Annotated in this window: 25 protein-coding genes; 10 read left to right on the forward strand and 15 right to left on the reverse strand. The window is 68.5% G+C overall.

The annotated features are described in order from the left end of the window. Positions 1-170 precede the first annotated feature (170 nt). Positions 171-575, reverse strand: a complete 405-nt coding sequence (locus tag AC1RSK_RS23535; RefSeq protein WP_492910125.1) for an NtrZ family periplasmic regulatory protein — start codon at positions 573-575, stop codon at positions 171-173. Positions 576-874: 299 nt separating this feature from the next. On the opposite strand from AC1RSK_RS23535, the gene AC1RSK_RS23540 reads away from it, so the two are divergent. From AC1RSK_RS23540 to holA, 4 genes are all read left to right on the forward strand, one after another. Continuing rightward, complete coding sequence (locus AC1RSK_RS23540; protein ID WP_492910126.1) at positions 875-1,309, forward strand: DUF3576 domain-containing protein; 435 nt, start codon at positions 875-877, stop codon at positions 1,307-1,309. Positions 1,310-1,379: 70 nt separating this feature from the next. Then, positions 1,380-3,959 (forward strand): leucine--tRNA ligase, encoded by a 2,580-nt coding sequence (gene leuS, locus AC1RSK_RS23545; RefSeq protein WP_492910127.1) that lies wholly within the window; start codon positions 1,380-1,382, stop codon positions 3,957-3,959. Continuing rightward, a complete protein-coding gene (gene lptE, locus AC1RSK_RS23550) occupies positions 3,959-4,450 on the forward strand; it encodes an LPS assembly lipoprotein LptE (RefSeq protein WP_492910128.1) in 492 nt (163 codons plus the stop codon). The genes leuS and lptE overlap by 1 nt, the downstream gene beginning before the upstream one ends. 150 nt (positions 4,451-4,600) lie before the next feature. Beyond that, entirely contained in the window at positions 4,601-5,650 is a 1,050-nt protein-coding gene (gene holA, locus AC1RSK_RS23555) for a DNA polymerase III subunit delta (RefSeq protein ID WP_492910129.1), read from the forward strand. 314 nt (positions 5,651-5,964) lie between these two features. Here the strand turns inward: holA and AC1RSK_RS23560 are convergent, their stop codons facing one another. Beyond that, positions 5,965-6,390 carry a cupin domain-containing protein gene (locus tag AC1RSK_RS23560; protein WP_492910130.1) on the reverse strand — a complete coding sequence of 142 codons (426 nt, stop codon included), beginning with the start codon at positions 6,388-6,390 and terminating at the stop codon, positions 5,965-5,967. 85 nt (positions 6,391-6,475) lie between these two features. On the opposite strand from AC1RSK_RS23560, the gene AC1RSK_RS23565 reads away from it, so the two are divergent. After that, positions 6,476-7,105, forward strand: coding sequence for a LysE family translocator (locus tag AC1RSK_RS23565; protein WP_492910131.1), 630 nt, complete (start codon positions 6,476-6,478; stop codon positions 7,103-7,105). On the opposite strand, the gene AC1RSK_RS23570 is transcribed toward AC1RSK_RS23565, so the two are convergent. Together AC1RSK_RS23570 and AC1RSK_RS23575 are read right to left on the reverse strand one after the other, a co-directional pair. Beyond that, positions 7,106-7,609 carry a M48 family metalloprotease gene (locus AC1RSK_RS23570; protein WP_492910132.1) on the reverse strand — a complete coding sequence of 168 codons (504 nt, stop codon included), beginning with the start codon at positions 7,607-7,609 and terminating at the stop codon, positions 7,106-7,108. It lies immediately after the preceding gene. 151 nt (positions 7,610-7,760) lie between these two features. Further along, a complete protein-coding gene (locus tag AC1RSK_RS23575; RefSeq protein ID WP_492910133.1) occupies positions 7,761-8,243 on the reverse strand; it encodes a hypothetical protein in 483 nt (160 codons plus the stop codon). A 178-nt stretch (positions 8,244-8,421) separates the two neighbouring features. On the opposite strand from AC1RSK_RS23575, the gene AC1RSK_RS23580 reads away from it, so the two are divergent. After that, positions 8,422-9,000 (forward strand): CC0125/CC1285 family lipoprotein, encoded by a 579-nt coding sequence (locus tag AC1RSK_RS23580; RefSeq protein ID WP_492910134.1) that lies wholly within the window; start codon positions 8,422-8,424, stop codon positions 8,998-9,000. A gap of 156 nt (positions 9,001-9,156) precedes the next feature. Here AC1RSK_RS23580 and AC1RSK_RS23585 read toward each other — a convergent pair whose 3' ends face one another. After that, positions 9,157-9,945 carry an SDR family NAD(P)-dependent oxidoreductase gene (locus tag AC1RSK_RS23585; protein ID WP_492910135.1) on the reverse strand — a complete coding sequence of 263 codons (789 nt, stop codon included), beginning with the start codon at positions 9,943-9,945 and terminating at the stop codon, positions 9,157-9,159. 56 nt (positions 9,946-10,001) lie between these two features. Here AC1RSK_RS23585 and AC1RSK_RS23590 point away from each other — a divergent pair, with 56 nt between their 5' ends. After that, positions 10,002-10,406: a YkvA family protein gene (locus AC1RSK_RS23590; RefSeq protein ID WP_492910136.1), complete on the forward strand. Its 405-nt coding sequence runs from the start codon at positions 10,002-10,004 to the stop codon at positions 10,404-10,406. 67 nt (positions 10,407-10,473) lie between these two features. Further along, entirely contained in the window at positions 10,474-11,226 is a 753-nt protein-coding gene (locus AC1RSK_RS23595; protein WP_492910137.1) for a lysoplasmalogenase, read from the forward strand. Between the two features lie 313 nt (positions 11,227-11,539). On the opposite strand, the gene AC1RSK_RS23600 is transcribed toward AC1RSK_RS23595, so the two are convergent. The 5 genes from AC1RSK_RS23600 to AC1RSK_RS23620 all read right to left on the reverse strand — a co-directional run bounded on the left by AC1RSK_RS23600 (position 11,540) and on the right by AC1RSK_RS23620 (position 15,902). After that, the gene (locus tag AC1RSK_RS23600; RefSeq protein ID WP_492910138.1) at positions 11,540-12,169 is read right to left on the reverse strand and encodes a glycoside hydrolase domain-containing protein; all 630 of its coding nucleotides are present in this window, start codon (positions 12,167-12,169) and stop codon (positions 11,540-11,542) included. A 73-nt stretch (positions 12,170-12,242) separates the two neighbouring features. After that, the gene (locus tag AC1RSK_RS23605; protein WP_492910139.1) at positions 12,243-13,214 is read right to left on the reverse strand and encodes a DMT family transporter; all 972 of its coding nucleotides are present in this window, start codon (positions 13,212-13,214) and stop codon (positions 12,243-12,245) included. After that, positions 13,214-13,936: a 2OG-Fe(II) oxygenase gene (locus tag AC1RSK_RS23610; RefSeq protein WP_492910140.1), complete on the reverse strand. Its 723-nt coding sequence runs from the start codon at positions 13,934-13,936 to the stop codon at positions 13,214-13,216. The genes AC1RSK_RS23605 and AC1RSK_RS23610 overlap by 1 nt, the downstream gene beginning before the upstream one ends. Positions 13,937-13,947: 11 nt before the next feature. Then, the gene (locus AC1RSK_RS23615) at positions 13,948-14,835 is read right to left on the reverse strand and encodes an SDR family NAD(P)-dependent oxidoreductase (protein WP_492910141.1); all 888 of its coding nucleotides are present in this window, start codon (positions 14,833-14,835) and stop codon (positions 13,948-13,950) included. Between the two features lie 68 nt (positions 14,836-14,903). Further along, a complete protein-coding gene (locus AC1RSK_RS23620; protein ID WP_492910142.1) occupies positions 14,904-15,902 on the reverse strand; it encodes an NADPH:quinone oxidoreductase family protein in 999 nt (332 codons plus the stop codon). 78 nt (positions 15,903-15,980) lie between these two features. Between AC1RSK_RS23620 and AC1RSK_RS23625 the strand changes: the two genes are divergently transcribed. Continuing rightward, positions 15,981-16,865, forward strand: a complete 885-nt coding sequence (locus tag AC1RSK_RS23625) for an isoaspartyl peptidase/L-asparaginase family protein (RefSeq protein ID WP_492910143.1) — start codon at positions 15,981-15,983, stop codon at positions 16,863-16,865. Positions 16,866-16,946: 81 nt separating this feature from the next. After that, positions 16,947-18,206: a UbiH/UbiF/VisC/COQ6 family ubiquinone biosynthesis hydroxylase gene (locus AC1RSK_RS23630; RefSeq protein ID WP_492910144.1), complete on the forward strand. Its 1,260-nt coding sequence runs from the start codon at positions 16,947-16,949 to the stop codon at positions 18,204-18,206. 166 nt (positions 18,207-18,372) lie between these two features. Here AC1RSK_RS23630 and AC1RSK_RS23635 read toward each other — a convergent pair whose 3' ends face one another. The 5 genes from AC1RSK_RS23635 to AC1RSK_RS23655 all read right to left on the reverse strand — a co-directional run. Next, complete coding sequence (locus AC1RSK_RS23635; RefSeq protein WP_492910145.1) at positions 18,373-18,567, reverse strand: Trm112 family protein; 195 nt, start codon at positions 18,565-18,567, stop codon at positions 18,373-18,375. A 10-nt stretch (positions 18,568-18,577) separates the two neighbouring features. Continuing rightward, complete coding sequence (locus AC1RSK_RS23640) at positions 18,578-19,231, reverse strand: LON peptidase substrate-binding domain-containing protein (RefSeq protein ID WP_492910146.1); 654 nt, start codon at positions 19,229-19,231, stop codon at positions 18,578-18,580. 11 nt (positions 19,232-19,242) lie between these two features. Then, positions 19,243-20,154, reverse strand: a complete 912-nt coding sequence (gene trxA / locus AC1RSK_RS23645) for a thioredoxin (protein ID WP_492910147.1) — start codon at positions 20,152-20,154, stop codon at positions 19,243-19,245. A gap of 238 nt (positions 20,155-20,392) precedes the next feature. Beyond that, positions 20,393-20,902: a prolyl-tRNA synthetase associated domain-containing protein gene (locus AC1RSK_RS23650; RefSeq protein WP_492910148.1), complete on the reverse strand. Its 510-nt coding sequence runs from the start codon at positions 20,900-20,902 to the stop codon at positions 20,393-20,395. A gap of 2 nt (positions 20,903-20,904) precedes the next feature. Continuing rightward, a partial coding sequence (locus AC1RSK_RS23655) for a hypothetical protein (protein WP_492910149.1) occupies positions 20,905-21,091 on the reverse strand: 187 nt, incomplete at its 5' end.

A 21,091-nucleotide genomic window follows, 5' to 3' on the forward strand; every position in this document is an offset into this window, starting at 1 on the left:
GGGCCCACGGCAGGTGTGTCGACGATCAGCGCATTGGAGGCGCGGCCGCGCCTCCAGCCTCAGGGCTAGCGGCGGCTGAACCGTGGGTCCCAAGAACAAGTCTTGGGATGACGACGGTGGGTGGTGGAGACTGTGGAGAATAATCGTCGCCAACTGGCGACACGACCGTCCTAGAACTTGAAGGTCGTTTCCAGGCGCACGCGGGGCGCCTCGTCCTTTTCGCCGTTGCGGCGAACAGGGTTGTCGCGTTCGGACGCGAGACCGACCGCGCCGCCGACGCGGAGCGACGGGGTCACCTTGAAGTAGGCGCCGGCTTCCAGGTCCTTGGCGTCGGCTTCGCGGCCGACCGGAGAACCCAGGCCCAGCTTGACGCCCCACTTGCCGGTCTTGGCGTCGAACTGAACGCTGCGATCGGCGCGGCCGGGGCCGAGACGGCTGTCCTGAAGGTTGAAATCGCCACGAACCCGGAAGTCCTCAGCCGGCTTCGGCTTGGTCACGTTCTGCGCATGCGCCATCCCGGCCGATCCAATCAGGACCAGCGCAGTCGCCGCCGCAATGTAACGCGCCTTGCTCATAATCGCCTTTTAAGACCTTCCGCCCCGCGCCGACCTCTATATCGCCCGGGGGCCGGGCCGTCAGCTCATTCCGCATCATATAAGCGATCACGGCGACTTTGGGTCAACGGCAAGCACAGACCAAGGATCGATTCCCACCTCGCCTGTGGCGGGAAGGTCACGAGATTCCCCGTTGGACCTTGTCTTGCCATGATGTAGACGCACCGAACAGAATATCTCCGTTTGCGGGGGCGCAGTCGGATTTGGAGCAAGATAGCATGCGGTTTGCGCGCGGGGCGTTCAGGTTGGGCGCGATTGTGATGTTGGCGGGCGCTTTGGCGGCCTGCGGCTCCGGCGGTCCCAAGACCGTCAAGGACGGCAACGGCGGCTTCCTGGGCATCGGCGGCAAGAAGGCGTCGAAGGGCACGGAAATCGGCGTCAACGGCTATCTGTGGCGCGCCGCCACCGACGTCATCAAGTTCATGCCCCTGGCTTCGGCCGACCCCTACGGCGGCGTGATCATCACCGACTGGTACACCGACGCGGCGACCCCCAACGAGCGCTTCAAGGTCACCGTCTACATCCTCGACACCCGCCTGCGCGCCGACGCCCTGAACGTCAGTGTCTTCAAGCAGGTCAACAGCGGTGGGACCTGGGTCGACGCCCCGACGGCGGCCCAGACCGAAGCCGACATGGAAAACGCCATCCTCGACCGGGCCCGCAAGCTGCGGCTCGCGAACCTCGGCGAAGAATAGGAAAGGGAGTGCGGCGCGCTCCTGCGCCGCACCTCTTGTTGCCGCGCGGGCGTCGCCCTAAGAACCGCGCATGGCACGCTATAACCCCAAGGAAACCGAGCCCCGGTGGCGTAAAGCCTGGGCCGACGCCGATGTGTTCCGCACGGCGGACGACGATCCGCGCCCGAAGTACTACATCCTCGAGATGTTCCCCTACCCGTCGGGGCGGATGCACATGGGCCATGTGCGCAACTACACGATGGGCGACGTGGTGGCGCGCTACAAGCGGGCCCAGGGCCATGCGGTGCTGCACCCGATGGGCTGGGACGCGTTCGGCATGCCGGCCGAGAACGCGGCCATGGAGCGCGGCGTCCATCCCAAGGGCTGGACCTACGACAACATCGCGGCGATGCGCGAACCGTTCAAGATTCTGGGCACCAGCATCGACTGGTCGCGCGAATTCGCCACCTGCGACCCGGAATATTACGGACAGCAACAAAGGTGGTTCCTGAAGCTGCTGCAGCGCGGCCTGGTCTATCGCCGCGAGGCGACGGTCAACTGGGATCCGGTCGACATGACCGTGCTGGCCAACGAGCAGGTCATCGACGGCCGCGGCTGGCGCTCCGACGCCATCGTCGAGAAGCGAAAGCTGACCCAGTGGTTCCTGCGCATCACCGACTATGCCGACGACCTGATCGACGGTTTGCAGACCCTGGACCGCTGGCCTGAGAAGGTCCGGATCATGCAGGAGAACTGGATCGGCCGCAGCCAGGGCCTGCGGATGACCTGGAAATTCGACGGTGCGCCTGAAGGTTTCGAGGACGGCCTGGAGGTCTACACCACCCGCCCCGACACCCTGTACGGGGCCAGCTTCCTTGCTATCGCCCCCGATCACCCGCTGGCCGAACAGCTGGCCGCCGATCCCAAGGTCGCCGACTTCATCAAGCTGTGCCGCGCCGGCGGGACCAGCGAGGCCGAGATCGAGGGGGCTGAGAAGCTGGGCCTGGATACCGGCCTGTCGGTCGTCCACCCCTTCGACCCCGACTGGAAGCTGCCGGTCTGGATCGCCAACTTCGTGCTGATGGATTATGGAACAGGAGCGATCTTCGGCTGCCCGGCCCATGACCAGCGCGACCTGGACTTCGCCCGCAAGTATGACCTGCCGGTCAAGCCGGTGGTGCTGCCAGGCGACGCCGATCCGGCCAGCTTCGAGGTCGCCTCGGAGGCCTATGTCGGTCCCGGCAAGATCTTCAACTCCGACTTCATGGACGGCATGACGGTGGAACAGGCCAAGGCCGCCGCCGTGGCCCGCGTCGAGGCCCAGGACCAGGGCAAGGGCGCCGTCGTCTATCGCCTGCGCGACTGGGGGGTTTCCCGCCAGCGCTACTGGGGCTGTCCGATCCCGATCATCCACTGCCAGTCCTGCGGCCCGGTCCCGGTGCCCGACGACCAGCTGCCGGTGGTCCTGCCCGAGGACGTCAGCTTCGACGTTCCCGGCAACCCGCTGCTGCGCCATCCGACCTGGAAGAACGTCAAATGTCCGTCCTGCGGCGCCGATGCGCAGCGCGAGACCGACACCCTGGACACCTTCGTGGACTCCAGCTGGTACTTCGCCCGCTTCGCCAATCCGCACGCCGCCACGCCCATCGACAAGGCCGCCGCCGACAAGTGGCTGGCCGTCGACCAGTACATCGGCGGCGTCGAACACGCCGTGCTGCACCTGCTGTACGCCCGTTTCATCACCCGTGCCCTGAAGGACGAGGGCATGCTGAGCGTGGCCGAACCCTTCGCCGGCCTGTTCACCCAAGGCATGGTCACCCACGAGACCTACAAGACGGCCGAGGGCGCCTTCGTCGAGCCGGCCTGCGTCGACTTCACCACCGAGGCCGGAGTGCGGATCGCCAAGGTCAAGGCGACCGGCGAGCCGCTGGCCATCGGCGACATCGAGAAGATGTCGAAGTCCAAGAAGAACGTCGTCGCCCCCGAGGAAATCTTCGACACCTACGGCGTCGACGCCGCCCGCCTGTTCGTGATGAGCGACAGCCCGCCGGAACGCGACGTCGAATGGACCAACGCCGGCGTCGAGGGCGCCGGCCGCTTCGTGCACCGGGTCTGGGCCGAGTTCGAGAACCAGCCGGCAAGCACGGCCCTGGCCTTCGACGACAGCGACGCGGCCGCCCTGACTTTGCGCCGCGCCACCCACAAGCTGATCGGCCCGGTCGGCGACTCCATCGAGCGCTTCCGGTTCAACAGTGGCGTCGCCAAGCTGTACGAGTTCCTGAACATCCTCAAAGCCCACCCGGCCGCCGGGGCCACCGCCGCCGTCCTCGCCGCCCGCCAGGAGGCCCTGGAGGTGCTGGCCCGGCTGATAAACCCCTTCACCCCCCACCTGGCCGAGGCCTGCTGGGAGAAGCTGGGCAAGGACGGCATGGTGGTGAACGCCGAATGGCCGAAAGCCGACGCCGCCCTGGCCGCCGACAGCGAGGTCACCCTGCCGGTGCAGATCAACGGCAAGCGGCGCGGCGAGCTCGTGGTCGCCAAGGGCGCCGATTCCAAGGCCGTCGAAGCCCTGGCGCTGGCGGACGCCGCCGTTTCGGTCCACCTTGCCGGCCTCACCGTTCGCAAGGTGATCGTGGTCCAGGACCGCATCATCAACATCGTGGCCAACTGATGCGCACACCCGTTCTGCTCGCCGTGCTTGGACTGCTCAGCCTTCCGCTGGGCGGTTGCGGCTTCACGCCCCTCTATGCGGCGCCCGGCGTCTCGCCGGGGCTGTCGGCGGTCGAGACCATCGCCCCGGAAGGCCGCACAGGCGCCCTGCTGCGCGAATCGCTCGACGACGCCCTGGCCCGCGATTCCCGGCCCGCCGAATGGCGCCTGGAGCTGACCCTCAAGGAAAGCCGCATCCCGCGCGGCCGCCGCACCGACGGGGTGGCCAGCCGCTACGAATATGTGGTCACCGCCAACTGGAAGCTGGTCTCCCGCGCCGACGGCTCCACGGCGACGCAAGGGATCAGCCAGGCCGAGGTCACCTTCGACCGCGCCGAACAGCCCTACGCCGCCATCGCCGCCCAGCAGGACGCGGAACAGAAGGTCGCCGACGAACTGGCCCGCAAGATCCAGATGGATCTGGCCGTGTGGATGCTGAAGCGGAACGGGTGAGCTTACCTCAACGCTGTCATCCTCCGGCGCCCGCAGGGCGACCGGGGGACCCAAGGCGGCTCTGGAAAGACTCCCGGCTATTGTCACGCGGAAAAATGGGTCCCCCGGATCGCTTCGCGGCCGGAGGATGACAGGGTAGAAGGGGCAGCAATGATCGTCTCCAAACGCCCCGACGTCGACCGCATCCTCAAGGGCCCGCCGGACACCATCCGCGCGGTCCTCCTCTACGGCAAAGACCGCGGCGGTGTGCGCGAGCGGGCCGACGGGCTGGCCAAACGCATCACCCCCGACCTCACCGACCCCTTCAACGTCGCCATGCTGACCGAGACCGACCTCGACCAGGCCGGCAAGCTGGAGGAGGAGCTCACCGCCCTCTCGATGATGGGCGGCCGGCGGCTGATCCGCGTACGGCTGACCGGCGAGCGGGCCGCGCCGGACAAGACCTGCGCCGAGGCCCTGACCGCCCATGCCGAGGGCCGGCTCAACCCCGACGCCTTCCTGATCGTCGAGGCCGGCGCCCTGGGCCGCGACTCGGCCCTGCGCAAGGCGGCTGAGAAGGCGCCCGCCGCCGCCGCCATCCCCTGCTACGAGGACGAACAGGGCGATGTCGCCCGCATGGCCCGCGAGGCCTTGGCCGCCGACAAGGTCAGCCTCGATTCGGCGGCGCTGGACCTCTTCGCTTCACGCATGCCCAAGGAGCGCGGCGTCGCCCGCCAGGAGATCGAGCGGCTGATCCTGTGGATCGGCCCCGGCAGCGGCCGGCAGGTCGGGGCCGTGGAGCTGGAGGAATTCCTCGGCGTCGAGCCCGAGGCCTCGCTGTTCGAGGCCGCCAATGACGCCTTCGGCGGCCGGCTGGGCGCCGCCCAGGCCGGCCTGGCCCGGGCCGCCGCCGAGGGCGAGGCCGGACCGCCGGCCGTGCGGGCCATGGGCATGCACCTGGCCAAGCTGCGCCGCACCCTGACCCTGGTCTCCAGCGGAGCCGGCCTGCCCGAGGCGGCCAAGGCCAGTGGTGTCTTCTGGAAGCAGGAGAAGGAATTCCTGCGCCAGGCCCGGGCCTGGACCCTGGCCCACATCGACGCCCTGCAGCCGGAGATCCTCGCCGCCGACAAGGCCTGCAAACAGACCGGCAGCCCCGACAGGCTGATCGCAGAGCGGTTGGCGCTGACCATCGCGGGTCGGGCGAGAAGGTTGGGGCTGTAGACGCCTCTCATCTCTCCCCGTCTACGCAGGGCAATCGCATAGGGCTGCGATGGAATGCTTGTGAGTTCGCCTCTGGGCTCCCTTCTCCCCTCGCGGGAGAAGGTGTCGGCGAAGCCGACGGATGAGGGGGCCCCCCGGCCTCCGACACAGCCTGTCGCCACCGCCTCTGCGCAGCTGAAAGACCTATCGACCCCTCATCCGGCCCTTCGGGCCACCTTCTCCCGCAAGGGGAGAAGGGACCTCTCACGGCGGCTGGCCCAATCTTGGCCACCTGTTTTCATATGCGATAGCCCTGCCGCTCGGGGGGTGCGCCTCTAGGGTTTGGGAACCGCGACCCGCGCCTTCAGGGGATAGGCGATGATCAGCACCAGGGGTTCGGCGCCCGTCTGGCGGATGCCGACGTCGGCGCCCTCGTAGAGATAGGCCGCCGTTCCCGCCTCGACGACCGCGTCCTTGCCGTCGGAGGTCACCACGCCGGCGCCCGAGATCACATAGTAGACCTCGTCGTGCCCCAGCACATGCAGGCCGATCGAGGCGCCCGGATGCAGGGTGCGCTTACGGAACTCGAAATTGCGGCCCGGCGCGGCGTCCGACATCCGGTAGGCGGTGCTCATCCCCACCCCCTTGTGCGGCGGGACCTCCTCCCGCGCCACATCGGCCTCGCGGACGATCACGGCAGGGGGGACGGCGGCCGGCGCGGCGGCCAGCAGGACGGCGATCAGGGGCGCGAGCAGGTTCATCGGAATACTCCGTCAATCAATGACACCGGTTTCCATACCCTGCCATCATTGACCCCGACGGCCAACCGCTTCAAGCAGCGGCGGCATGCAGCTGCCCGTCGATCCGCAGAAATACCTCGCCTTCCTGGGTGTCATGGCGGTGATGGCGATCACCCCGGGGCCGGCCAACCTGTTCGCCATCGCCACCGGCATGCACCGGGGTCGCGCGGCCGTGATCCGCGGCGTGGCGGGGATGAGCTGCGCCACCCTGGTCTGGTTCGTCGGCGCGGCCCTGGGCCTCAGCGCCCTGCTCGCCGCCTTCCCCCGGGTCTTCCAGGTCCTGACCTGGGCGGGGGCGGCCTATGTCGCCTGGCTGGGCCTGTCCTCCATCCTCTCGGGGGTCCGCAACGATCCGGACGCCGAGACGCCGGCGACCCACCTGGAGCGCTCGGCCTTCCGCGACGGCTTCGCCGTGCAGCTGTCCAACCCCAAGGCCCTGCTGTTCTTCACCGCCGTCCTGCCGCCCTTCGTCGATGTCGCCCGGCCGATGCCGGCGCAGATGAGCCTGTTCGCCGCCGCCACCCTCGGCATGGACATGATCACCATGACTGCGTACGGCCTCGGCGGCGCGGCCCTGGCGGTGTTCATGACCCGGCCGAGCTTCCGCCGCCTGTTCCGTTTCCTGGTCGGCGGCCTGCTGATCGGCGCGGCGGCGATGATCTTGATACGAGGTTAGTCAGCCGCTTGGGCGACAACTTATGCAAAAACTGTAATCTACCGACCCCCGAGCTGCATCATCCCAACCGCGACTGATTATTTTAGCTCTTGAGCGCTTGTCGGGGTGCGAGCGGGTCGGGTAGTCGGTGCCCACCGTCAGAATGGCAGCCGTAGCGGACTCCTTGGCGGCTCCCAGTCGCCGCAATGCCTGGCCGCTCCAGTAGTCAGCATTGAACTCGCTCTGATGACTGTCTGACGAAAAGCCGGCAATATGGTGCCCGACTTCGTGGGCGATCACCTGAATGGCGGCCCACTGGGTCCCAGTTTGACGGTTTAGAGTCTCCAAAAACTCCACGTCGATAAGCAGCGCCTTGCGGCCACCCGCCACTGTAGCGGATGCATTGTTTTCTTGCTTGGTGATGTAGATATCAAAGTCAACCGCGAAGGAGAGGCTAGACATAATCTGGCCAACAACTTGAGGAATACCCGAAGGGTCATTGTTTCTTCGGGCGCGGCGAGCCACGTAGTCGTGCGGTGTGTCGCTCCATCCGTGGTTCAGACTATACTCGCAGAAGGGTCGAGCCGATTTCGCGGACGCTTCGCCGGAAATCGCCAGCCCGGCAGCGGCTCCGAGGATAAGGCCCCGGCGTGTGTGACATGAACAGTTCACCGGATTACCTCGGCCTGAAGCCCTTGGGCGTGGTCGGTATTTTGATCCGTACAGTCTGATCCTCGTCGTCGATTTCGATGTCCTCAATATCCTCTTCATCCATCTCCGGTGGCTGTCCTCCCCCACCTCGCTGGACATCAACCCCCCCGGCTGAACCACCAGAGGACGAGCAAGCCTGAACTATCTGTCCATACCAGCCGTTTACCATGTTGGCTTGGCCCATATACCAGTAATTGAGCTGCTGAAGAAAAGACTGTTGACAGTATCCATTCATTCCACAACGCTGTGGAATTCCGTAGTAGTACTCGTTATTTGCGATCTGGTTTACTTGTCCGACATATTGCTGGAGCTGATTTATTGCAACTTGGCAATTTACTGACGCCTGGGCCAAGGCGGCCGTCGCCGTGAACGCGAAAACTGAAGCGGCTGCGGCGCAAATGACGCTTCTGGCCACTTTCCGGGCCGAATTTTTCGGTACTTGGTTCACTTTCGCCCCCAATCTGCAAAGATGCGACCATTAAGAACGACGTTATCAGAATGTCGATGCAATTTCTACTCAGCGTTGCGCCCCTTTGAAGGGTAGTTGCGCAACTCGGGACGATCTGATGGCGTTACCTTCGGGGACGCCGTCGGTCATGAGAACCGCAAGGATTAGGAGACCCGGGATGACATTCGCTAAGGCCGCAGCGATTGCAACGTTGCTGGGATTGAGCGGCCTCGCAGCCTGCGCCACCGCCACGCCATACCAGCCCAACGTCCGGGGCAGTTCCGTCTCCGGCGGCTACACCGACCAGCGCATCACCAGCAACCGCTTCAAGGTCAGCTTCTCGGGCAACAGCCTGACCTCCCGCGACACCGTCGAGCGCTACCTGCTGTACCGCGCCGCCGAGCTGACCCTGGCCGAGGGCTACGACGGCTTCGTCATGGCCGGCCGCGAGGTCAACCGCGACAGCCGCACCTACTACGACCCGCCTCCCGGCGGCCGCTTCGGCTACGGCTACTGGCGGCCCAGCTGGCGCTACTTCGGGCCCCGCTATGGCTGGCGCGCCTGGGATCCCTGGTACAGCAACCGCTTCTGGGCCGACGAGATGGATATGCGGACCGTCACCCGGTTCGAGGCCAACGCCGAGATCGTCATGTACCGAGGCGCCTCGCCCTCGCCGGCCGCCGAGAGCTTCAACGCCCGCGAAGTGGTCGCCAACCTCGGGCCGGGCATCGTGCGGCCGGAAGACGTCCGGAACTGATCCCCCCACGGCCGTCATCCCGGAAAGCGCGCAGCGCTTATCCGGGACCTAGGGGCCGCAGCGCCCGGCCGCAAAGCCGCGTTTGATAGCGAGATCACGCACCCCCTGGGTCCCGGATAGCCCGCTTCGCGGCCTTCCGGGATGACGGAGGGTGGGTTACCGCGGGGCCATCCGGATGGCCCCGTCCAAACGGACGTCCTCGCCGTTGAAGTAGCCATTGGTGATCATCTGCAGCGCCAGCTGGGCGTACTCCTCGGCATGGCCGAGGCGCTTGGGGAAGGGCACCGAGGCCGCCAGGGCGGCCTTCACCGCTTCCGGGGCGGCGTTCATCAGCGGGGTGTTGAAGATGCCCGGCAGGATGGTGTTGACGCGGATGCCCTCGCTCATCAGGTCGCGGGCGATCGGCAGGGTCATGCCGACGACGCCGCCCTTGGAGGCCGAATAGGCCGCCTGGCCCATCTGGCCGTCCTCGGCCGCGACGCTGGCGGTGTTGACGATGGCGCCGCGCTCGCCGTCTTCCAGCGGCTCCAGGGTCAGCATGCCGGCCGCCGACTTGGCGATGCAGCGGAAGGTGCCGATCAGGTTGATCTGGATGATCATGTCGAAGTGGGCCAGCGGGAAGTGCTTGATCTCGCCGGTGGTCTTGTCGCGGCTGGCGGTCTTGGCGGCGTTGCCGGTGCCGGCGCAGTTGACCAGGATCCGCTCCTGGCCGTTGGCGGCGCGGGCCTTTTCGAAGCCGGCGTCGACCTCGGCGTCGCTGGTGACGTTGACGGCGCAGAAGGTCACCCCCAGTTCCTTCTCCAGGGCCGCGCCGCGGTCCGACTGGCGATCGAGGTCGAAGATGGCCACTTTCACACCCTGGGCGACCAGGGCGCGCACCGTGGCTTCGCCGAGGCCGGAGGCGCCGCCGGTGACAACGGCGGAAATGGAACTATCGAGTTTCATGGACGTCTCCCATCGAGATCGTGTTGAATGCTGTTTCGAAAAGAGGGTTTAGCCCCGTGAGCGCGAAAGCCAAGCCGTCACCCGACGTCAAGCCGGGCGAGATTCTTGATCCATCGAAGGCGCTGGTCCCCGAGACCCTGCGCGTCAACGAGGTGCGGGTGCGCGAGGGCTTCTGGCCCAAGGTCCGCCGGGTCGCCGCCAGGGTCCCCTTCCTCGACGACGTGCTGAGCGTCTGGTGGTGCGCCCGCGACCCGGAGACCCCGCTGGCCGCCAAGGGCCTGATGATGGCCGCCCTGGCCTATTTCGTCCTGCCCACCGACGTCATCCCCGACGTCCTGGCCGGCGTCGGCTTCACCGACGACGCGGCGGTGATCGCGGCCTTGCTGGCCGTGGTGGGGAAGAATGTGAAGGCCAGGCACCGCGAGGCGGCGCGCAGGTTCCTCAATCCGGACGGCGGCTGAACACTCAAATCCTTGACGTCGGCGCCCCGTCGCCCTCTCCTCCCCCTATCGGGGCTGGAGCAGGGGCATGGTCTTCAACGGCGGCACACTCGCGCTCCTCGTCTCCCTGGCGGCCGGGCTGGCCTACGGTTTCGTCCTGGCGGGACGGCCGCCGTCGGCGGTGCGGACCATCGTCAAGGTGATGGCCGTCGGGGCCCTGGCCCTGTTCGGCCTCTACATGTGGCTCGGCGACGCCAGCCTGACCCAGGACGCCGCCGACCCCCGCTTCGCCGCCTTCCTGAAGAGCACCCGCTGGATCGGCGGGGCGGCGGCCGTCGGCCTGACCCTCTGCGCCATCGGCGATGGCTTCCTGGCCGGGGACCCGAAGCGCTGGCTGCTGCCGGGGCTGGTCGCCTTCCTGCTCGGCCACGTCGCCTATGTGGCCATGTTCCTGATGCCGGTCCCCGCCCCCTGGGGCGAGCCGACGCTCGGTGTGCCCGGCTGGATCGTCGCCGGCTTCGTGGTCGCCGCCGTCCTGTGGATGCTGCGCTGGCTGTGGCCGGCGCTCGGCGACATGCGCTGGCCGGTCGTGGCCTACGCCGTGGTGATCGGCGCCATGGTCGTCGCCAGCCTGACGGTTTCGCAGCAGGGGGCGCATCTGGCCGTGGCCGCCCTGCTGTTCATGGCCTCCGACGCCATCCTCGCCGCCGACATGTTCAAGGGCTTCAAGGTCTTCGGCTCAACCCGCCTGACCGCCTGGGCCGTCTGGTTCCTCTACTTCGGCGCCCAGCTGCTGTTCGCCGAGCGATTCCTCTCCCTGTGGATCACCTCGCGGCTCTGAAACGCCCGCCCGCCGGGCCTTCCGGCAATATGTCTAGACATATTCATCGGCTCTGAGGGCCTCTGCCGAGGCATGACCAGAGGCTCGGCCGGCGGCGTAGGTCGCCGCGCAGCGCTTTCGACCTGCAAACCCCGCCAATCGACCTACGCCGGACCCACGCGCAAGGCGACATTCCCAGGCAGCGAACCCACGCCAAAGCCAACAGGACAAGGGGTTCGGCCCGCTTTCGCCGGTTTTCGAGGAACACCGCCTTTTTTGTGGGTCGGGCGAGCCGCGGTATAATGGTCGCCGCTTCGATAGACGCCGCAGCGCCCTAGGGCGCTGAAGGATCGGCCGCGTTGCAGATGTTGAGGTCGACGGCGGCGTGGGCGTAGCCCTCCAGGTAGACGTTCTGGCGGTATTGGGTGGCCACCGCGCCGGGGTCGATGGAGCCGGCCGGCAGGTTGGCCGGATCGAAGGTCTGGCCGCCGGCGTCCGGGATGTGGAAGCTCCAGATCTGGCTCACCTTCGGCTGGGCCCAGCTGATCAGGATGTGCGAGCAGTAGATGCCGGGGGTGAAGCCCGCCGCCTGCACGGCCGCGACCCAGGCGTCGATGTAGGCCTCGAACGGCGCGGAGATCGGCCCACCTGTCTCGATGTCGAGGAAGACCGTCGAGTCCGAGGCGAAGCCGGCGTTGCGCATCAGGCTGGCCGCCGACTGGCCGTCGGTGGTCCCGCGCGAGGCGCTCAGGGACGAGGCGCCGTCCTGCAGGCCGACAAAGACCGGCAGGAAGCCCCAGCCGGCCGCCGCCAGACTGGCCCGGGTCGGCATCCAGCTGGTGTCCGAATGGTAGGGGGCCGGGGCCAGGTAGAAGCCGGTCACGGCGATCGGACTGCCCGAGCGCAGCCATTGCATCCAGGAATCGCCCGGATAGCTGGATTGGTCGAAGCCGGTCGTGGTCATGTCGTCCTCCCGCAGGGTCGGGCGACAGTTCGTTCTAAGCGGGTTTTTTAGTCAATACGTCTTTTGAGGGAAATTAGCTGGCCGGCGGGTCGATCTCGCGCTCGGCCCTCTCGCGGGCCAGCTTGCCGGCCTGTTGTTCGCGCCAGGTGATGACCAGGGTCGAGGCGACGACGATGGCGGCGCCCAGCAAGGTGGTCCAGGTCGGGACCTCGGCGAAGACCACGAAGCCGACGAAGGCGGTGAACACCAGGCGGGTGTAGTCGATCGGGGCCATGGCGGCGGCGTCGCCGATCTGCATGCCCTTGATGTAGCAGGCCTGGGTCAGGGTCCCGAGGATGCCCATCAGGCAGAGCAGCAGGAAATCGGGCCAGCTCGGCCAGGCCCAGACGAACAGGGCCGGCGGGATGGAGAAGGCGACGCCCAGCACGGCCGCATAGACCAGCAGGGTGAAGGGGCTGTGGTCGCGGGTCATCACCTTCATGCCGGTGATGGTCATGGCGAACAGCCCGGCCGAGGCCAGGGCGGCGAATTGGGCAAGCCCGAAGCCGTGGCCGCCGCTGGCGAAGCCGGGGGCCAGCATGACGCAGACGCCGGCGAAACCGACCAGGGCGGCGCCGATCCGCCAGACGCCCAGGCTTTCGCGCAGGATGAAGAAGGCCAGGGGGACGAGCCATAGCGTGCGGGTGAAGCTGAGGGCGTTGGCTTCAGCGAGCGGCAGCTTCTGGAAGGCGTAGAAGCTGAGGATCATGGCCACCGTGCCGGCGGCCGAGCGGAACAGCAGGATGCCCAGCCGGGTGGTGCGGAAGGTCCCCTTCACGTCCTTGAGGATCATCGGCAGCAGGATCACGAGGCCCGCGGCCGAGCGGTAGAAGGTCTGCAGGGCGGCCGGGTAGTCGGAGCCCAGGACCTTGATCAGGCTGGTCATGGCCGTGAAGCCGACCGCCGAGGCCAGCATCCACAGGGCCCCCTGCAGGTTGGGCGTCAGGCCCCGGTAGGCGGCGCGGGCCCGGTCCGCGGCGCCAAGCGGAGGAAGTTCCTCCGGCATCAGCACCGCACCCAGCCGGTGACCGCGTGGCGGTGGGCTCCGGCATAGGGGGCGACGTAGGAGACGGCGTGGGCGCTGGGGATGGCGAAGATGTTGAGGGCGTTGAAGCTGGGGGTGTAGCCCTCGGCGACATGGCCGTCCTCGTCGAGGAAGCTCAGCACACCGCCCCAGTCGGCCCGCCAGACCGGGGTGAAGTTGAGAACGTAGGCGAACAGACGATTCTTGCCGCTGACGTGGTCGTCATGGGCCGAGAGGAAGTCGCCGGGGCGGTAGCGGCTGGCCATGGTGTCGGCGAAGGTCCCGCGGCTGTCGCCGGTCAGGGTCTCGACGAAGCCGAGGAACTGCGGACTGTTGACGAAGGCGTGCACCGCCTCGATGGGGGCAAGATCGCCGCCGCGCCGGATGCCGACGTCCAGCTCCTCGCCGACCCGCCAGGCGTCGAACTGGAAGCAGAAGCCGCGCTGGGCGGCCGTCTTCATCTCGGCGTCGAAGGCGGCGCGGTTGGCGGCGTCCATGCCCTCGAACTGGGCCAGGGAGCCGTCCAAGCTGGGGCCCGTCGTGCGCCAGGTCTTGATCCAGGGCACCTCTGGGCCGGCCAGGGCCTTGGCCACCCGGTCGGCCCCGTCGCCGGCGAAGAAGCCCGGGATGTGCAGCCGACCAAGGCGCCGGAAGACCTTCGCCAGGACGGCGGGGTCGAGAGCCGGGTCTATCGTCAGCTGCACAGAACGCTCCTTTAGCCGGCCTGCTGGGCCAGCATGGCGGCGCGCATCTGTTGCGCCTGTTCGGGGGTGATGCCGAGAGCCTCCAGGATCGGCGAGCCGACGTTGGGATCCCAGCTGCCGCGGCCGCCGATGGTGATGCCGCCATCGACGACGATGTGGGTGCCGGTGACGAACACCGAGTCGTCGCTGGCCAGGTAGAGGGCGGCGCGGGCGATGTCCTCCGGGGCGCCGGACTTGGGGATCGGCTGCACCTTATGGCCGATCTCGGCGACCTGGGCGGCCATCTGGTCGGCCACTTCGCGCGGCAGGCCGAAGCTGGCCCCGAAGATGGAGGTGGCGATCAGGCCCGGGCAGATGGCGTTGACGCGGATCTTCTGGGGGCTGAGCTCGGCGGCGGCGCAGCGGCTCATGTGGATGACGGCGCATTTGGCGGCGCTGTAGGCGATGGGCCCGAAACCCGCCTGCAGGCCGGCGATCGAGGCGGTGTTGATGATGCTGCCGCCGCCGCGCTTCTGCATCAGCGGCAGGGCGTGCTTCATCCCCAGCATCGGCCCGCGCACCAGCAGGGCGAAGGTGGCGTCCCAGCCATCGGCGTCCATGTCGGCGACGCCAGTGGTCGTGCCGCCGTGGCCGGCGTTGTTGAAGAGCACGTCGAGACCGCCGAAGGCGCTGTCAGCCAAGCCTATGGCCTTGGCCACATCAGCCTCGCTGGTCACATCGCAATGGGCGTAGCGGACCGTGTCGGGGAAGCGCTTCTCCAGCATCGCCCCTTTTTCGTCCTGCAGGTCGGCGGCGACGACCTTTGCCCCCTCGGCCACGAACAGCTCGACCGCGCCCAGCCCGATCCCCGACGCCCCGCCGGTGATCACGGCCACCTTACCCTCAAGCCTTCCGGCCATGCTCCGTCCTTCCCTGATCCTTGATTATTGGGCCCGCCCGGATCGAGCCGGACGGGCCTGTAGCGCGGCTATTCGGTAACGACGACGACCTTGCCCATGGCCTTGCGGGCCGCCAGGTGGGCGATGGCGTCGCCGGCCTTTTCCAGGCTGAAGCGCTCGGAGACGTAAGGGCGAATCTTGCCCTCGGCGTACATGGCCATCAGCTGTTTGACGTTCTCCTGGTGACCCTTGGGGTCGCGGGCCACGGCGGCGCCCCAGAAGACCCCGACGATGTCGCAGCTCTTCAAGAGGGTCAGGTTCAGCGGCACCTTGGGGATGCCGGCCGGGAAGCCGATGACCAGGAAGCGGCCGCCCCAGCCGGCGGCGCGGATGGTGGCCTCGGCATAGTCGCCGCCGACCGCGTCATAGGCGACGTCCCAGCCCCCCGGGCCGCAGGCGTCCTTGAACAGCTGGCCGAGCGCCTTGAGTCCGTCCTTGTCGAAGGGGCCGGTGGGGTAGACGACGCCGGACTCGGCCCCGTGCTTGATGGCCAGGTCAACCTTCTCCTGGCTGGAGGCCGCCGCGATCACCCGCGCGCCCATGGCCTTGCCCAGCTCCACCGCCGCCAGGCCGACGCCGCCGGCCGCGCCGAGGACCAGCAGGGTCTCGCCCGGTTGCAGCCGGCCGCGATCCTTCAGCGCGTACCAGCTGGTGCCATAGGTCATCATGAAGGCCGCCGCCTCGTCGAAGGGCATGGCGTCGGCGATCGGGGTCAGGCGGGCGGCGTCCAGCGCCACCACCTCGGCCATGCCGCCGCTGCCGGTGCTGGCCAGCACCCGGTCGCCGACTTTCACGCCGGCAACGCCGTCGCCGAGCGCCTTGACCACGCCGGAGACTTCACCGCCCGGCGAGAAGGGGCGCGGCGGCTTGAACTGGTACATGTCCTGGATCATCAGGACGTCGGGATAGTTGACCCCGCAGGCCTTGACCGACAGCAGAACCTGGCCCGGACCGGCGGTCGGCTCGTCCACATTTTCCACGACCAGGGTCTCTGGACCGCCCACGACCTTGCTGAGCACCGCCTTCATGCCAACTCTCCCGCTTTTCTGTTGAGGCGACAGAGGCTATCGCCGCCGTTGAAACGTTCATAAGGCCGGAGGCCCGCGATGGCGAACAAATGTTTGAGTCTCGTTCTGCATGGCGGCGCCGGGGCCAAGGCCGGCCGCGACTACGACAAGGAGGTCGCCCATATGCGCGGCCTGGTCGAGGCGGCGCGGGACGCGCTGAAGGCCGGGGCGAGCGCCCTGGATGTGGCCGAGAAGACCACCCGCGAGCTGGAGGTGTCGGGGCTGTATGTCGCCGGGCGGGGGGCGTCGCCGAACACCGACGGGGTCTATGAGCTGGATGCGGCGATCATGGATGGATGGCTGCATCGCTGCGGGGCGGTGGCGGCGCTGGAGGGGTTCGAGAGCCCGATCGCCGTGGCGCGGGAGGTGCTGGAGCGGACGCAGCATGTGATGCTGGCCGGGAGTGGCGCGGCGGGGCTGGCGGCGGCGCGGGGCTATGCGCGGATCGTCGATCCCAAGGCCTGGTACACCCATGCGGGGACCTTCGAGGACAACCATCCGCCGGGCGCGCTGGCCCACGGGACGGTCGGCTGTGTGGTGCGGGACGGCGAGGGCCGGCTGGCGGCCTGCACCTCGACCGGCGGGGTGTTCGGCAAGATGCCCGGGCGGGTCGGCGACACGCCGATCATCGGGGCGGGGTGCTGGGCCGACAAGACCGTGGCGGTCAGCTGCACCGGCCAGGGGGAGTATTTCGTCAAGGTCGCGGCCGCCGCCCAGGTGGCGCACCGGATGCGGTTCGGCGGCCAGAGCCTGGCCGAGGCGGCCGACGCGGTGCTGGGCGAGATCGCGGCCATGGGCGGCGACGGCGGGCTGATCGCGGTGGCGGCGGATGGGTCGATCACCATGCCGTACGTCAGCCAGGGGATGAAGCGGGCGGCCCTGACGCCGGACGGGGAGATCGTATCGGCGGCGTTCGTCCTCTAGAAACGGGGACACATTGAATTCCTCGGAATTCAATGTGTCCCCTCTTCCCCTTCGATCGCCTGCAGGCCCATATCCCCTTCCATGACTGACACCGCTTTCGACGCCGACGTCATCATCGCCGGGGCCGGTATGGCCGGGGCCACGCTCGGCCTGGCGCTGGCCAGCGCCGGTATGACCGCCATCCTCGTCGACCCCGCCCCGTTCGACGCCCAGCTGGCCCCGACCTTCGACGGCCGCTCGTCCGCCATCGCCTACGCCAGCTTCCGCCAGTGGAAGGCGCTCGGGGCCGGCGGCGAGCTGGAGCCGCACGCCCAGCGGATCGAGCAGATCCTGGTCACCGACGGGACCAGCCCCGGGGCCGCCGCATCCCGCCCGGGCTCAGCCTTCCTGCGCTTCGATTCGGCCGAGATCGGCGATGTCTCCGGCGGCGAGCCGCTCGGCTACATGCTGGAGAACCGCCGCATCCGCAGCGGTTTGGCTAAGACCATCGAAGCCACGCCCGGCCTGACCGTCCTGGCCCCGGCACGCGTGGCCTCGCTCCAGGTGACGCCGGCCGCCGCCCTGGTCACCCTGGCCGACGGCCGGGTTCTGAAGGCGCCGCTGGTGGTCGGGGCCGAGGGCAAGACCAGCATCATCCGCCAGCAGGCCGGCATCGGCGTCGTCGGCTGGCCCTATGCCCAGTCCGGCGTCGTCGCCACCGTCGAGCTGGAGCGCGACCACGAGGGCGTGGCCCACGAATACTTCCTGCCCGGCGGGCCGTTCGCCATCCTGCCGCTGACCGGGCAGCGGGCCAGCCTGGTGTGGACCGAAAAAACCGCCCAGGCCGAGGCCCTGCGCGGGGCGCGGCTGGAGATCGTCCACGCCCATATGCAGCGGCGGTTCGGCGAGTTCCTCGGCGCGCCGAAGGTGGTCGGGCCGGTGTTCGTCTATCCCCTGGCCCTGTCGCTGGCCGAGCAGATGTGCGCCCCCCGCGTGGCCATCCTCGGCGACGCCGCCCACGGGGTGCACCCGATCGCCGGTCAGGGCCTGAACCTCGGCCTGAAGGACGCTGCGGCCCTGGCCCAGGTGCTGGTCGAGGCCCTGCGGCTGGGCGAGGACATCGGGGCGGAGGGCGTGCTGGAGCGCTACGCCGCCTGGCGTCGGTTCGACAACACCATGCTGGCGGCGGCCACCGACGTCTTCACCCGGCTGTTCAGCAACGACTTCGCCCCGCTGCGGGCGGCGCGCGGACTGGGGCTGGCGGTGGTCAACCAGATCGCCCCGGCTCGTCGGTTCTTCATGCGCGAGGCCGGCGGGGCGGTGGGCGATCTGCCGCGGCTGCTGCGGGGCGAGGCGCTGTAGACCCGAGTTCCTCCCCCTCTTGGGGGAGGGGGACCATCGCGCAGCGATGGTGGAGGGGGTCCCCACGGGCGGTTCAGCTTCGAACAGGTTTACCCCCCGGCCTGGGCGGTGACCCCCTCCGTCAGCGGCTGCGCCGCTGCCACCTTCCCCGAGAGCGGGAGGAACTTTACTCGCTCAGTTCCCGCGCCTCTTCCGGCAGCATGACCGGCACGCCGTCGCGAATCGGGTAGGCCAGCTTGGCGCCCTTGCTGATCAGTTCGCCGGCGGCGCGGTCATACTCCAGCGGGCCGTGGGTGACCGGGCAGACCAGGGCTTCCAGCAGGCGCGGGTCGACGTCGATGGGGGTAGGGGCTTCGGTCATAGGCGGGCTTCTACTGCATCGAAGGTTCGTCGTCGTCCCCGATCACCGCGCCGATGCGTAGGAGAGCGATGAGGACCTCGGCGCGGGCGTCGTGGGTGACCGCCTCCAGCAGGGCCTGTTTCTCGGCCGGCTCGAACGGCAGGCCCATGGCCAGGCTGTCGATCAGGCTCTCGGCCGGGGCCGAGCCGGCGGCGTCCCAGTCGACGGCCAGGCCGCGCGGCTCCAGATAGCCGCGCAGGGCGTCGAGGAATTCGATCTTCTGGATGGCGCATTCGGGCGGCGGCTGCAGGTCGCCGATGAAGGGCAGGTAGTCGGCCCGCACCTGGCGATAAGGAGCCATGACGCCCAACTCCTCCTTGACCCGGAAGCGGCAGACGCCGGTCAGGGTGACCAGGTAGCGGCCGTCGCCAGTCTCGGCGAAGGCGGTGACCCGGCCGGCCGTGCCGACCGGCGCCAGGGCCGGGCGCTCGCGGTCGCCGCCGGCCTTGGTCTGGATCATGCCGATCATCCGGTCGCCGCCCATGGCGTCGTCGAACATGTTCAGATAACGCGGTTCAAAAATATTCAACGGCAGCTGGCCGCCGGGCAGCATGACCGCCCCGTCGAGCGGGAAGACCGGTATGGCCTGGGGCAGGTCGTCGATCTTGCGATAGCCCGTGACCATGGCGCGGCCTCCTAGCTGAACAGGATCGAGGACAGCCGCCGCCGGCCCGCCCTGGTCACCTCTGATGTAAGGCCGGCGGCCTCGAAGACCACCAGCAGCTGCTTGCGGGCCGCTTCCTCGTTCCAGGTGCGGTCGGCGGCGATGATGTCGAGCAGCAGGCCGGCGGCGTCCTCGTAGCGGCCCTGGCCGGCATAGGCCCCGGCGAGGTCGAAGCGGGCCTGGTGATCGTCCGGATTGGCCTTGAGGGCGGCTTCCAGCGGCGCGGTCTCGCCCGCGGCGCCGGCGGCCAAGGCCAGGCTGGCGCGGACGGCCTCGAGGTCGGGATCCTTGGCGCCCTCCGGGGCCAGGGCGGCGATCTCGGCCGCCTGTTCCAGGTCGCCCTGGGCGACATAGATGCGGGCAAGGCCGCCGATGGCCTTCACATTGGCGGGGTCCATCTGCAGGGCCTGGGCGTAGGCCTGGGCGGCCCCGCCGACGTCGCCGAGGTCGATGGATTCCTTGGCGAGGGCGAGGACCTCGTCGATGGCGCTGGCCGGGGGCGGGCCGGCCAGGCGTTCGATGAACTGGCGGACCTGGCTCTCGGGCAGGGCGCCCTGGAAGCCGTCGACCGGCTGGCCGTTCACGAAGGCGTAGACGGTCGGGATCGACTGCACCCGCAGCTGGCCGGCGTAGGCGGGGTTACGATCGACATCGATCTTCACCAGCTTCACCGCCCCGCCCATCGAGGCGACAACCTTTTCCAGCACCGGGGTCAGCTGTTTGCACGGCCCGCACCAGGTGGCCCAGAAGTCGACGATGACCGGCTGGACCTTGGAGGCCTCGATGACGTCGGCCAGGAAGCCGGCGTCGGAACCTTCCTTGATCAGGTCGGCCGCCCCCTGAGGGGTTGCGGGGGCCGGGGTGGTTTCGCCGATAAGGGTCATGCGGAGTCCGTGAAGTTCAAGGTCGTGGTCCGCAACATGGTCGCTGGGGCGCGACCGTTCAACGCACATCGGGATGATTTGGTCTTCTTCTCTCCCCAGGTTCCGATCACCCCGACGAAAGTCGGGGCCCAGCTGGCAGGTCGCCAAAGGGCTCAGCGCTGATCAGCGCTCAGGCCCATCCGGTATCGGACACTGGGCCCCGACTTTCGTCGGGGAAGTCGGATTTGGGGTGGGCAGACTAGCCTTCCACCCGCGCCATGGCGCCAAAATCCACCACGATCGGTTCCCGCCCGAGCGCGGTCAGGAATCGCCGGAAGTCGGCCTGGCTGATCGCGGTGGTGGCGGTATTGGTCAGGGGGTGGAAGTTGATCGGGTCGCTCAGCGCCAGGGCGGCGTCGAGCACGAAGGTCACCCGATGGTCGGTGTCATTGGCCAGGGCGAAGGCGGTGACCGAGCCGGGGATGACGCCGAGCGTCTCTTCCATCAAGGCCGCCGGGCCGAACGACAGCCGGGCCGAGCCGATGACCGGATGCAGCCGCTTGAGGTCGATCTGGGTCTCGCCGAGCGCCGAAATCAGCCACAGCCGGCCCTTGGCGTCCTTGAGGAACAGGTTCTTGCTGTGGCCGCCCGGCATGCCGGCCTTGACATCGCCGCCCTCGCCGACCCGGAACACGGCCGGATGGTCCAGCGTGGTGTGCGCGATCCCGAGGCCCTCGAGAAAGGCCAGCAGCTCCGCCTTGGTCCGCATGCCTAGCGACCGCCGGGATCGCGGGTCGACAGCGGCGAGTCGGGGTCGGTCGGCGGGCGCTTGGCTTCCGGCGGCGGCGGGGCGGCCGGCTTGGGAGCCGGCGGCTCGGGGACCGGCAGCGGCGGGGGGGCGACGATCGCGGCCGGCGGCGGAGCGACCGGCGCGGGCGCGACGGCCTTGGGGGCCGGC

The sequence above is a fragment of the Caulobacter sp. GW821-FHT11A05 genome, assembly GCF_058809015.1.